This window comes from Pseudoxanthomonas koreensis (assembly GCF_041890415.1).
Classification (GTDB): Bacteria; Pseudomonadota; Gammaproteobacteria; order Xanthomonadales; family Xanthomonadaceae; genus Pseudoxanthomonas; species Pseudoxanthomonas koreensis_A.
Map to the genome: position 1 here is coordinate 2706909 of NZ_CP169056.1, position 12708 is coordinate 2719616.

A 12708-nucleotide genomic window follows, 5' to 3' on the forward strand; every position below is an offset into this window, starting at 1 on the left:
TGCGCCGCTGCCCGGGCGGCAACTGAACAGCACGCCATGCGCCCTCGCCGGCGTCCACGGGCAAGCAGCCTGCGGATGCTTATGATGCGCGCGACACGTCACCACGCCCCGTCCCCATGCATCGACGCCAGTTCCTGACCCGCGCCGCCGCCGCGCTCGCCGCCGCCGGCCTGCCCCTGCCGCTGCTGCAGGCCCACGCCACACCCGTGCCGCTGGGCACCCGCCATCCGTTCGACTACGCCTGGCTCAAGGGCCACGCCCGGGCCATGGCCGAACGCGCCTACGCGCCGCGCAGCGACCAGTTGCCGGCGTCGGTGGCCGCGCTGGACTGGGACCAGTACCAGTCCATCGGCTTCCGCCAGGACCACGCGCTGTGGGCCGACGTGCCCGGCGCGCGCTTCCAGGCGCGGTTCTTCCACCTGGGCCTGTACTTCAAGCGGCCGGTGCGCATGTTCAACGTCGCCGACGGGCAGGCCCAGGAGCTGGCCTACGACCCGGGCATGTTCGACTACGGCCGCAGCGGGCTGGCCGGCAAGCGCCTGCCGCGCGACCTGGGCTTTGCCGGGTTCCGGCTCAGCTCCACCGACGACCTGCAGCGCGACTGGGCCGCATTCCTGGGCGCCAGCTATTTCCGCGCGGTCGGTTCGAGCATGCAGTACGGCCTGTCCGCGCGCGGCCTGGCAATCGACACCGGGATGCCGCGGCCGGAGGAATTCCCCGAGTTCACCGCGTTCTGGCTGGAGCAGCCGGAGCCCGGTTCGGACACGCTGGTGGTCTATGCGCTGATGGATTCGCCCAGCGTGGCCGGCGCCTATCGTTTCGCCCTCACCCGCGGCGAGCCGCTGGTGATGGACGTGGATGCGGCGCTGTATCCGCGCACCCGGATCGAGCGGCTGGGCATCGCCCCGGCCACCAGCATGTACCAGGTGGGCGAGAATGATCGGCGCATGGACTGGGACTGGCGCGCGGAGATCCACGACAGCGATGGCCTGGCCATGCACACCGGCGCGGGCGAGTGGATCTGGCGGCCGCTGGGCAACCCCGAGCACCTGCGCTTCAACGCCTTTGCCGACGACAACCCGCGCGGTTTCGGCCTGCTCCAGCGCGACCGCAACTTCGACCACTACCAGGACGACGGCGTGTTCTACGAGAAGCGCCCGAGCCTGTGGGTCGAGCCCAAGCACGGCTGGGGCCAGGGCTCGGTGCAGCTGGTGGAAATCCCGACGGTGGACGAGACTTTCGACAACATCGTCGCGTTCTGGAATCCGCAGGCCAAGCCTGAGCCGGGCCAGGAACTGCTGTTCGGCTACCGCCTGTTCTGGGGCGAGCATCCACCGGCGCGCCCGCAACTTGCCGAGTGCGTGGCCACGCGCACCGGGCTGGGCGGCGTGGTGGGGCGCAAGCGCGAGCACTTCTCGTGGCGCTTCGCGGTGGACTTTGCCGGCGGTGCGCTGGCCGGGCTGGCCGCGCGCAACGCCACGGTCGAGGCGGTGGTGGAAACCAGCCGCGGCACCCTGGAGACCATCTCCGCGCGGCCACTGCATCCGCTGCAGGGCTACCGCGCGATGTTCGACGTGGTGCCGCCGGACGACTCCACCACCCAGATCGACCTGCGCCTGTACCTGCGCCACGAAGGCCAGGCGCTCACCGAGACCTGGCTGTACCAGTGGAACCCGCCGCCGCCGGCGCAGCGCACGCTGTACTGAGGCGACGGCCGGGGCGCTCCTACGGCGTGTCCCAGTGCAGGGACAGCCGCAGCCTGCGCCCCGGCGTATCCAGGCCGATGAGCTCCTCGCCGCGCGCATCGGTTGCGTCATCCAGCGCAAGCACCAGGGTGGCCTGCCGCAGCCTGCGGCGCAGCGCCAGGTCCAGCGTGGTCACCGGCGCCAGCCACTGGTCGCCGGTGGCGATCGACGAATCGAACCGGCGGCCCAGGTAGCGCAGCGCCAGCGACAACTCATTGCCGCCGTGCAGCGGCAACGCCAGCCGGGTGCCGGCCTGCAAGCGCGGCCGATGGCGCAGCGCGACGCCGTCCAGCGGATCGCGCACCCGCATCCAGGCACCGTCCAGGTCCCACTGCCAGTCGTTGCCGAAGCGGTGGCCGCTGCGCCACTCCACGCCGTCGGCCTGGATCCGGGCGCGGTTGAGCAGGCGCGGTGGCGGCCCGCCGTCGAAATCCACCAGGTCGCGGTAGCGCGCGCTGAACAGGGTGATCCGGCTCGGCCAGGCGGCATCGGCGGCGGTCGCGTAATACAGCTCGCGATGTGCCGCGCGCTCGGGCCGCAGCCCCGGGTTGCCGACCAGCGGATGGCCCAGCGCATAGAAGCTCGGCGGCCTGGAACTGCGCGACAGCGACGCTCCCCAGTGCGCACCGTGCGTGCCCACCTTGCGCTGCAGCGACAGCAGCGGATGGGTGGCGCGCCCGCTGCCGGCGCCATCGTCGCGGTGGCGCTCGTGGCGCAGCCCTGCCTGCACGGTCCAGGCGCCGGGCATCCAGCGCAGTTCTGCGAACGCGGCCCGGGTATCGCGCTGCATCGCAAAGGCGACCGGTGCCTGGAAGAAGCCGTAGTCGATCCGCCCGGCGTAGCGCCCCAGTTCGTCCTGGTGCATCAGGCCGGCGGCCAATGCGCTGTTGCCTCCGAGCGGCTGCCGCCAGGTGGCCTGCACTGCATCGCGACGGTAGCGGGTGTGCGCGGCCAGCGCCGGCAGCCCGGACGGATCGCGCAGGCCGGCGGCCACGCCCGGGGAATCCTCGTCGCCATCGCGCGCCAAGCGGGTCCATTGCAGGTCCAGGGTGCCGCGCGCCGGCCGGTAGGTACCCTGCAGCGAGAACTGGCGGCTGCTTGCCTCGCGCTGGTCCAGCTCGCGCAGCACCGCATGGCGCGGGCCGCCACTGTCGTCGGGAAAACCGCGGGATTGGCCCTGCGTGTAACCGAAACCTGCGCGCACCGACAGCGATGGATGCAGGTGCCGCTCCCAGCCTGCGTCGAAGGCGCGCACGTCCTGCGCGCCGCGGCGGCCATCGCCGTCGCTGCGATCGCTGGCCGACACGCTCCAGCCGTGGCCGGACAGGCCGGCGTGCACCGCGCGCAGTCCGTCGCCACCGACCGCCACGCCAGCGCTGGCGCCCGGGCTGGCGCGACGGGTATGGATGTGGATCAACCCGGCCATCACCTCGGCCTGGGCGACGCTGGCGCTGCCGCGCACGATCTCGATGCGCTCCACCCGCTCCAGCGACAAGGCGTTCAGATCGACCGCGCTGCCGCGCGAGGACAGCGGGTCGTTCTGGCGCACGCCATCGACCAGCACCACCACGTGGCTGGGGTCGGCACCGCGCAGGTGCAGCGCGCCGAAACCGCCGCCGCGTGCGCCACGGTCCACCAGCAAGCCGGCCTGCGCGGACAGCACTTCCGCCAGGCTGCGCCCGCGCCATTCCTGCAACTGCGCCGGGCCGAGCACGGTCACGTTCTGGCGCGCATCGGCGGCCACGGTGGGCAGGACCGCGGCGGTGACCTGCAGGGTGTCCAGTTCGGTGGTCGGGGTGGCCGGTGCGGCGACCGGCGCCTGCGCATGCGCCTGCAGCGCGGCGGCGGTGCACAACGCCAGCAGCGCTGGCCATGCGCGCGTGCGGGTTTTGATGGCCATGCGCATCGACACACCGCGCCGGGAGGTGTCGCGCGCCGACATCGACGGGCGAGGAAGAAAGCGGAACCGGTTCATGCGCCGATTCTAGGGGCCGGCCACGGCCGCCCTCGTGACCCAGATCAATCCGGCACGGCGCGGCGATGCCGGCCCCATGCACCATGCGCGCACCGGCGGCCGCGACATGAGCCGGCGGTTAGAATGCCGGTCGGCCCTTCCTGCTTCCGCCATCTTGCTCAATTCCCCCCAACGCGCTGCGGTAATGCACGATTCCGGCCCGCTGCTGGTGCTGGCCGGTGCCGGCAGCGGCAAGACCCGGGTGATCGTGGAGAAGATCGCCCACCTGGTCGGCAGTGGCCGCTATCCGGCCCGGCGCATCGCCGCGATCACCTTCACCAACAAGTCGGCCAGGGAAATGCGCGAGCGCGTGGCCAGGCGGATCAAGGGCGACGCGGCAGAGGGCCTGACCATCTGCACCTTCCACGCGCTGGGGCTGAAGTTCCTGCAGATCGAGCATGCCGCCGCCGGCCTCAAGCGCGGCTTCTCGATCTTCGATGCCGACGACAGCGCCGCCCAGGTCAAGGACCTGATGCCCGGCAGCAAGCCCGACGCCATCGACGACACCCGCAACCTGATCTCGCGGGCCAAGAACGCGGGCCTGTCGCCGGAGCAGGCACTGGCCGCCGCACGCTCCACCCGCGAGATGGAAGCGGCCAAATTGTATGCGCGCTACCAGGCGCGGCTGGCCGCGTTCAACGCGGTGGACTTCGATGATCTGATCCGGCTTCCGGTGCAGATCCTGGAGGCTGACGCTGCGATCGTCGCCGCCTGGCGCGAACGCATCGGCTACCTGCTGGTGGACGAGTGCCAGGACACCAATGACGCCCAGTACCGCCTGCTCAAGGCCATCGCCGGGCCGCAGGGCAACTTCACCTGCGTGGGCGACGACGACCAGAGCATCTATGCCTGGCGCGGCGCCAACCCGGAAAACCTGCAGCAGATGGAGCGCGACTACCCGGCCCTGCAGGTGGTCAAGCTGGAACAGAACTACCGCTGTTCCAACCGGGTGCTGCGCGCGGCCAATGCGCTGATCGCGCGCAACCCGCACCAGCACCTGAAGACGCTGTGGAGCGAGCAGGCCGACGGCGAGCGCATCCGCGTGTGGGAGTGCCGCGATGGCGAGCACGAGGCGGAGAAGGTCGCCGCCGAGATCGCCTTCCTGCATGAATCAAAGCAGGTGCCGTGGAGCGAGTTCTGCATCCTGTTCCGCGGCAACCACCAGTCGCGGCCGCTGGAAAAGGCGCTGCAGCTGCTGCGCGTGCCCTACCACCTCAGTGGCGGCACCGCATTCCTGGAACGGCAGGAAGTGAAGGACGCGCTGGCCTGGCTGCGGGTGATCGCCAACCCGGACGACGATGCCGCATTCCTGCGCGCGGTGCAGTCGCCGCGGCGCGAGGTTGGTGCCACCTCGCTGGCGCGGCTGGCCGAACTGGCCGCCGGCAAGCACATGCCGATGTCGCGGGCGGCACAGGCGATGGGCGCGTTGCAGCAACTGCCGCCGCGCGCCGCCAATGGCCTGGGCGCGTTCAACGATGCCATCGCCGACTTGCGCCAGGCCGCCACGCAGCTGAGCGCGGCCGACCTGGTCCGGCGCCTGGCAGAAAAGTCCGGGTTGCTGGCCGAGCTGCGCGCCCAGTGCAAGGACGAGGCCTCGTTCCAGCGGCGCCGCGCCAACCTGGACGAGCTGGCCGAATGGTTCGAAGGCGGTCCGCGCGGCGCCAGCGCCGGCGACCTGGCCGCGCAACTGGCCCTGCTGTCGCGCAACGACAAGGACGATGGCGGCAACCAGGTGCGGCTGATGAGCCTGCACGGCGCCAAGGGCCTGGAATTCGGTTACGTGTTCATCATCGGCTGCGAGGACGGCACCCTGCCGCACGAAGCCGCGCTGGAGGAAGGCTCGCTGGAAGAGGAGCGCCGGCTGATGTACGTGGGCATCACCCGCGCCAAGACCCGGCTGTGGCTCAGCTACAGCCGCGAGACCCGGCGTTTCCGCGAGAAGGTGCGGCTCAAGCCCAGCCGCTTCCTCGACGAGTTGCCGGCCACCGAACTGCAGCGCGACGGTGCCGACCCGGTGGCCGACGCGGCGGCGAAGAAGGAGCGCGCCAACGCCAGTTTCGCCGCGATCCAGGCATTGCTGGAGAACTGACCCGCCCCGGCATCGGCGCCGGGACGGCACTCAATCCCAGGTCATCGTGTACACCGCCGAGCGGGTCTGCCCCGCCTCCAGGCGGCATGCCGGATCCAGGTTGAATGCATCCGGCGGGCCGGTCTGCGGCTCCACGCAGGTGGCGAAGGCCGGCTCGTCGTAGACCACCCAGTCGCTGCATCCGGATTCAAGCACGACGCGCTGGCCCTGGCGATGCAGCACCACCGGGCGGCGGTTGATGAAGCAGTCGTCCCACGGCTGCGGCCCCACCGGGCCGGCGGGCAGCAGGGTCATGCCGTCGGCGTCGCGCGGGTACATCGCCTCGGGCTGGAACTCCAGCCGCTCGGGCTTGCGGAACCACGGATGCCAGCCCAGGGTCGCCGGCATCGCACTGTCGGTCGCGGTGAGCGACAGCATCATCACCAGGCGTCGCCCGTCCACGCTGATGCGCTGGCGCGCCAGGCCGCCGAACGGCCAGCGCCGATCACGCGGCAGGGTCAGTTCCAGGTCCACCTGCTGCGGCGCCTGCGCGCTCACCTGCCACTGCAGCAGGAAGCCCGTGCCGTGGATGGCGTGCGGCCCAAGGTTCACCGGCACCGCATGGTCCTGCCCGTCGAAGCGGAAGCGGCCGGCGCGGATGCGCCCGCACCACGGCACCATCGGATAACTGCCCCAGGCGATGGCCGCGGTGGAGCCGTGCTCGCCGTAACCGACCAGCTGCTCCACGCCATCGACGCGGATCTGCGCGATGCGGCCACCGGCCTGCGGCGCGATGTCCACCGACAGCGCGCCGTCGGCCAGGGTCAGCAACGGCCCCGGCGCCATCGGCGCTGTCGGATCGATGGCCTCCACCCGCACGCCATCAACGGCCATAGGGGTCCATGGTGATGATCCGGCCCTGGTCGTCGTAGCGCAGTTGCGCGACCTTGGCCGAACGCAGGTGGGTGACGCCGCCGGACAGGATCGAGTCGTGGTAGTACAGCCACCACTTGCCGCCGAACTCGAGCACCGAGTGATGCGTGGTCCAGCCGACCACCGGGGTCAGGATCACCCCGCCATAGGTGAACGGCCCATACGGATTGTCCGCGGTGGCCCAGCACAGCAGGTGGGTATCGCCGGTGGAATAGGTGAGGTAGTAGCGGCCCTGGTACTTGTGCACCCAGGCGGCCTCGAAGAAGCGGCGCTCGGTGTCGCCGGCCAGCAGCGGCTTGCCGTGCTCGTCCAGGATCAGCACCTCGCGCGGGGCCTCGGCGAACTGCTTCATGTCCGGCGTCATGCGCGCCATGCGCGCGCCCAGGGCCGGCTGGTCCGGCGCGGGCTCCTCGTTCGCGGCGTCATGGCGGTTGTCGCGGTACTTCTGCAGCTGGCCGCCCCAGATGCCGCCGAAGTACATGTAGTACTGCCCGTCATCGTCGGCGAACACGGCCGGGTCGATCGAATAGCTGCCCTCGATCGGCTGCGGCTCGGCCTTGAACGGGCCTTCCGGCCGATCGCCCACGGCCACGCCGATCTGGAAGATGCCGTCGGCGCGCTTGGCCGGGAAGTACAGGTAGTACTTGCCGTCCTTCGTCGCCGCGTCGGGCGCCCACATCTGCTTTTGCGCCCACGGCACGTCCTTGACGTGCAGGGCCACGCCGCAGTCCACCGCCGGGGCGTCGGGCGAATCCTGGCGCAGGACGTGGTAGTCCTCCATCTGGAAGTGGCCGCCGTCGTCGTCGAAGGCGGCGCCGACCTCGATGTCATGCGAGGGATAGATGTAGATCTTGCCCTCGAACACGTGCGCCGACGGGTCGGCGGTATAGATGTCGGTCACCAGCGGGCGGGGGGAGATGGCCTTGTCGGCCAGCGCCTTCAGTTCCGCCTCGGTGTACTCACGATCTGCCATTGCTTTGATTCCCTTGTTGCGTGTTGCGTACTGCGGAGTGCTCAGGCGGCGGCACGGCCGGCGCGGCGCTCGGCCAGCTCACGCTCGATGCGCGACTCCATGGGCTTGTTGATCTTGTAGAAGAACATCAGGGCCACCGTGGCCAGGAACGGCAGCGAGCAATACAGGCTCACCGACAGGCGGATGCCGTCGACCGTCTGCGGCGCCTGGACGTCCAGGTCGGCGTTGTAGCCGTGGTGGGCGAGGATGCCGGCCACCAGCGCGCCGCCCACGCTCACGCCCACCTTCAGCCCGCACAGGATGGCCGAGAAGATGATGGCGGTGGCGCGGCGGTTGTTCTTCCACTCCGAATAGTCGGCCACGTCGGCCACCATCGCCCACAGCAGCGGGATGGTGATGCCGTAGAAGAAGCCATGCAGGATCTGCGCCCCGAACACCCAGGCGATGCGGTCCGGCGGGATCACGTAGAACGCCAGCATGAACAGGGTAGAGATCAGCAGGAACACGGCGTACACGTCGCGCTTGCCGAAGCGGTCTGCCAGCGCCTTGGAGAAGGCGATGCCCACCACCATCAGGATGATGCCGCTGGCGTTGAACAGGCCGAAGGCCGAGGTGGTGGCGTCCTCCGGAAGCTGGAAGCCGGCCAGGCCCATGCCCATGATCGCCGCGTTGATTCCGCCGAGCATGGCGTTGAAGCCGATCTGGTCCAGGAAGCCGGCCATCGCCGGCTCGTCCAGGTAGTACTCGAAGTAATAGACGTAGGTACCGCTCTTGAGCGCCAGGGTGGTGAACACCAGGATGGTCGCCACCAGCAGCACCAGCCAGGGACGGTTCGCGACCAGGTCGGCCAGGTCCTGGCGCAGGGTGGACTTCTGCTCCGGCGCCGGCACCACCCGCTCGCGCGTGGTGAAGAAGGTGATCAGGAAGAACACCGAGCCCACCACCGCGAACAGCAACATGGTGTTCTGGAAGCCCTGTACCCGGTCGCCGTCGCCCAGGATCATCACCAGCGGCAGCAGTGCCGACTGCACGGCCAATTGGGCCACCATCACCGCCACGAAGCGGTAGGCCGACAGGCTGTTGCGCTCGGCCATGTTGCCGGTGAGCACACCACTGAGGGCGGCATACGGCAGGTTGTTGGCCGCGTATACCAGCAACAGCAGGGTGTAGGTGGCCGCCGCGTAGAACACCTTGCCCTGCGGGCCGAGGTCCGGCGTGCTGAAGGCAAGCAGGGACAGCACGCCGAACGGCACCGCGGTCCACAGCACCCATGGCCGGAACTTGCCCCAGCGGGTGTTGGTGCGATCGGCCAGCACCGCCACCAGCGGGGTGAACACGAATGCGCCGAGCATGCCGACCACGAAGATGATGGTGGCCGCGGTCGCTGCCGGAATCCGGTAGATGTCCGTGTAGAAGTACGCCAGGAACGTCATCAGCGTCTGGAAGATCAGGTTGGCCGCCAGGTCGCCCAGGCTGTAGCCCACCTTCTCGCGTACGGTAAGGATTCCGCTGCTGCTCATATTGTCCCCGCCCCGGCTTGATGCTGTTGATGGTCGCTGGCATCGCGCCAGCAGCTGCTTTGTACTGGTTCCTGCTCCGGCGCTGAAGGCCGGGCAATACGGGTTACCGCTATCATCGCCAGAGCATACCCGAAACCGGTACCCGCACGGCCGCCATCACAGGCTGCTCCCGGGCGCCGGCATCCGGGCCCGCACCCGCCGCTGGCGCAGGCCCCGCGGCACGGGGATTCGGCAGCCATAAACGCAGTGCGGCCCGCCCGACTCCAGGCGTCGGACGGGCCGCGTGCTGCTGCTTTGCAACATGCCCGGCGGCACCGCCGGGCATGGGTCACCGTCAGAAGCTGCCGCGAACCCCCAGCATCACGGTCACGCCCGGCTCGTAGATATCGCCGGGTACGTTCTCGAACGAGAGGTAATTGCTGATCTTCTCGTCGGTGATGTTGATGACATTGAGGGTCAGCTGCGGCTTGGTCACCAGGTTGCGGAAGGTGTAGCTGGCCGACAGGTCCAGCTGCCCGCGATCCCGGCCGAAGAACTGGCCGTAGGTGATGCCGCCTTCGTTGTTGCCGACCGCACGCTGGGCCGAGCCTTCGGTCCAGTTGTACGACAGGCGCACTGCGGCATCGTTCTTCTCCCAATACAGGGTGGTGTTCCACATCACCGGAGCGATGCCGAAGAGGTTTCCGGACAGCTGCTCGGACTCCTGGCCCACCGCCTCCAGGTCGATGTGGGTGTAGTTGGCCATGAAGCCCAGGCCGTCGAACACGAAGCCCAGCGGCTGTACCCAGATCGCCTCCCAGCCCTTGATGTCCAGAGTGGCGTTGGCATTGACCTGCTGGCGCACACCGATCAGCGCGTCCATGCCGCCATTGGCCTCCAGCGCGGCACGCTGGCCGTCGGTCAGTGCGCTGAGCGGGATGCCCAGGCGGCTGAACGGCAGGCGGTTGATGCCTTCGTAGGTGTAGCCTTCGACCCGCTTGTTGAACAGGCTCAACGCAACCATGCCTTCGTTTCCGGTGTACCACTCGGCGCCGAAGTCGAAGTTGGTCGACAGGTACGGGCTCAGGTTCGGGTTGCCCTGGTTGGCGATCTCGGCCGACGGATCGGAGAAGGTGGTCGCCGGCAGCATCGAACGCGGGTTCGGGCGGGTCAGGGTGCGCGAGGCGGACATGCGCAGCACGACATCGTCGGCCACGTCCCAGGCGGCGCTGAAGGACGGCAGCCATTCGTTGTACTTGCCATCCAGTTCCTGCCACTGGCGCACCCCGCCCAGGGTGACCGGGCCGCTGATGGTCTGGTCGGTCTCGACCCAGCGCACGCCGGCGTTGTAGCGCAGTTCGCGGCCCCAGATGTCGCTGGTGCCGTTGACTTCCAGGTACGCCGCCAGGTTGGTTTCTTCCACGCCGCCGGAAGCCGCGCCCACCGATGCGGAAGTGTTCACCTCCGGCGCATTGTCGAAGTAGGTCTGGTAGTCGGTGTCGCGGAAGAAGTCCGAGTAGTTGGCGGTGATGAAGCCATGCGGGCCCGGACGCAGGTAGCCGGGCAGGTCGGCCGTGGACACCTGCGCCAGCACGTTGGCCTGCCACGCACTGCTGTTGTCGAAGCCGACGATGGTGCGGCGGAAGTTGTCGTAGGCCACGCCGAGCTTGATGTTGTTGCGGTCATCGCCGAACTGCAGGTCGGCCTTCATGCGCCCGGCCTCGGTCACCCGCTTCTCGTTGTTGAGGTTGACCCGGCCGCCGGCGAAGCTCCAGCCGGCATTGGGATCATTGAGGTCCAGGCCTCCGGTGGTCCAGGTCGGCTGGCCGTTGTTGGTGTACTCCACGGTGGTGAAGGGCGAGGTCACCAGGATGGTGGGCGACTCGCGGAAGAACCAGCTGCGGCTCCAGGTGCCCTGCAGGTCCAGGCGCACGCCCTGGTCCTGTCCGAACCAGAAGGTCGCTCCCGGGTTGACGTTCCAGTACTGGACCTCGTCGTGGTACGGACGGGCCTCCAGGAAGAACTGGGCATTGGTCAGGGTCGCGCTGGTGACCACGTTGTTGGAATCCAGCTGCATGTTCATCGGGAGGAAGCCGCTGGGCCCGAAGGTACGGCCCACCAGGTTCATGTCGATGCGGCTGTTGGTGTACTCGGCGGTGGAGTACAGCGCATCCAGGTAGTAATGCGCATTGTCGCTGGGACGCCACTCGAACGAGGCCACGATCGCGTCACGGTCGCGTTCGCCGGACATGTCCACGGGACGGCCAAGGCGCGGGAACAGGGCCTCGGAAATCTGGGTCATGCTCAGCCCCGGATTCTGCGCCTGCAGCCAGTCGGCATCGATTACGTCCCCCGGTGTCAATCCGGCCGCGATGGTCGAGGCATTGTCCGGCACAGCGTTGGGCATCTGCAGGCTACCGCCGCCACCCGGGTTGCAGGCGCCCGGGCGGCTGTTGAGCGGATCCACGCCGGCAGGCGGGGTCAGGCCGCACTGGGTGTAGTTGAGGTTGGGGTTCATCCAGCCCACCGACTCCCAGCCGCGTACCGACAGCTTGGTGCGCACCGAGGACACGCCGACCAGGGCGCCGAACTCGCCCGACTCGCTGACCCAGCTGCCGATCAGCGAACCCCGCGGGCTGATCTTGCTGCCGATGCTGTTGTGGTCCAGTTGCGCCGAGTAGCTCACCCGGGTGCCCAGGTCGAACGGACGCACGCTGCGCATGTCGACCACGCCGGAGATGCCGCCTTCGGGCAGGCTGGCCTGCGGCGACTTGTACACCGTGAGCTTGTTGAAGAACTCGGTGGGGAACAGGTTCAGGTCCACTTCGCGGTTCTGGTTGCCGCGGTTCAAGCCGATCGAAGCGGTGTACGCATCGCCGCCGTTGATCAGGGTCTTGGTGAAACTGCTGGGCAGTCCGCGGATGGCGACGTTCAGGCCTTCGCCGTTGACGTCGCGATCAAGCTGGATGCCCGGAATGCGGTTGAGCGACTCGGCGATGTTCAGGTCGGGGAACTTGCCGATGTCCTCGGAGAAGATCGAGTCGGTGAAGCCGGTTGCATCACGCTTGGCCTCGGTGGAGTACTGCAGGCTCTGGCGGAACCCGCGGACCACCACCTGGTCCAGCTCGGTCGCGTCGACGGGCGGAGCCGCCTCCTGCGCCACTACTGCGGTACTGGCCATGGCCAGGCAGATCGCCCCCAGGGCGCGCGCAAGTTCGGTCTTGCAAAGCTTCTTTTCCACCGTACTCCCCTCCAGTTCTGTTGTGCATCGGGCGTTCTTGGAAGGCCGCGATGTCTCGGTTGGTTGTTCACGATTGACAGCGAATGCAGGCTCCCCCGCAAAATGACCACCGATGGACATCCGGCAGGTGGGCGGATGGTAGCTTCGCCATTCCGAGACGCGCAAGGAGGAAAGGATGAACAGGCGATGGCGGCGGCGATCGCTTCATCGCGGCGCGTCTGCGGGCGCGGGAATG

Annotated in this window: 7 protein-coding genes; 2 read left to right on the top strand and 5 right to left on the bottom strand. The window is 68.7% G+C overall.

Annotated features, from left to right (window positions below; all coding sequences use genetic code 11):
• The first annotated feature begins 116 nt into the window (after positions 1 to 116).
• Complete coding sequence (locus ACEJ41_RS12365) at positions 117 to 1706, top strand: glucan biosynthesis protein (protein ID WP_374012560.1); 1590 nt, start codon at positions 117 to 119, stop codon at positions 1704 to 1706.
• 19 nt (positions 1707 to 1725) lie between these two features.
• Here the strand turns inward: ACEJ41_RS12365 and ACEJ41_RS12370 are convergent, their stop codons facing one another.
• Positions 1726 to 3720 carry a TonB-dependent receptor plug domain-containing protein gene (locus tag ACEJ41_RS12370; RefSeq protein ID WP_374012561.1) on the bottom strand — a complete coding sequence of 665 codons (1995 nt, stop codon included), beginning with the start codon at positions 3718 to 3720 and terminating at the stop codon, positions 1726 to 1728.
• A 106-nt stretch (positions 3721 to 3826) separates the two neighbouring features.
• Between ACEJ41_RS12370 and ACEJ41_RS12375 the strand changes: the two genes are divergently transcribed.
• Positions 3827 to 5848, top strand: a complete 2022-nt coding sequence (locus tag ACEJ41_RS12375) for a UvrD-helicase domain-containing protein (RefSeq protein WP_374012562.1) — start codon at positions 3827 to 3829, stop codon at positions 5846 to 5848.
• Positions 5849 to 5878: 30 nt separating this feature from the next.
• On the opposite strand, the gene ACEJ41_RS12380 is transcribed toward ACEJ41_RS12375, so the two are convergent.
• The 4 genes from ACEJ41_RS12380 to ACEJ41_RS12395 form a co-directional block, all read right to left on the bottom strand.
• On the bottom strand, positions 5879 to 6721 hold the full coding sequence (locus ACEJ41_RS12380; protein WP_374012563.1) for an aldose 1-epimerase: 843 nt from the start codon (positions 6719 to 6721) through the stop codon (positions 5879 to 5881).
• Positions 6711 to 7733, bottom strand: coding sequence for a glycoside hydrolase family 43 protein (locus tag ACEJ41_RS12385; RefSeq protein WP_374012564.1), 1023 nt, complete (start codon positions 7731 to 7733; stop codon positions 6711 to 6713). The genes ACEJ41_RS12380 and ACEJ41_RS12385 overlap by 11 nt, the downstream gene beginning before the upstream one ends.
• A gap of 41 nt (positions 7734 to 7774) precedes the next feature.
• Positions 7775 to 9253 (bottom strand): MFS transporter, encoded by a 1479-nt coding sequence (locus ACEJ41_RS12390; protein WP_374012565.1) that lies wholly within the window; start codon positions 9251 to 9253, stop codon positions 7775 to 7777.
• Positions 9254 to 9587: 334 nt separating this feature from the next.
• Positions 9588 to 12473 carry a TonB-dependent receptor gene (locus tag ACEJ41_RS12395; RefSeq protein WP_374012566.1) on the bottom strand — a complete coding sequence of 962 codons (2886 nt, stop codon included), beginning with the start codon at positions 12471 to 12473 and terminating at the stop codon, positions 9588 to 9590.
• Positions 12474 to 12708: the final 235 nt, after the last annotated feature.

Bases quoted from the DNA above. Each gene is read 5' to 3' on its own strand.
- ACEJ41_RS12365 (WP_374012560.1), top strand. From the start codon at position 117: ATGCATCGACGCCAGTTCCTGACCCGCGCCGCCGCCGCGCTCGCCGCC.
- ACEJ41_RS12370 (WP_374012561.1), bottom strand. From the start codon at position 3,720: ATGAACCGGTTCCGCTTTCTTCCTCGCCCGTCGATGTCGGCGCGCGAC.
- ACEJ41_RS12375 (WP_374012562.1), top strand. From the start codon at position 3,827: ATGAGCCGGCGGTTAGAATGCCGGTCGGCCCTTCCTGCTTCCGCCATC.
- ACEJ41_RS12380 (WP_374012563.1), bottom strand. From the start codon at position 6,721: ATGGCCGTTGATGGCGTGCGGGTGGAGGCCATCGATCCGACAGCGCCG.
- ACEJ41_RS12385 (WP_374012564.1), bottom strand. From the start codon at position 7,733: ATGGCAGATCGTGAGTACACCGAGGCGGAACTGAAGGCGCTGGCCGAC.
- ACEJ41_RS12390 (WP_374012565.1), bottom strand. From the start codon at position 9,253: ATGAGCAGCAGCGGAATCCTTACCGTACGCGAGAAGGTGGGCTACAGC.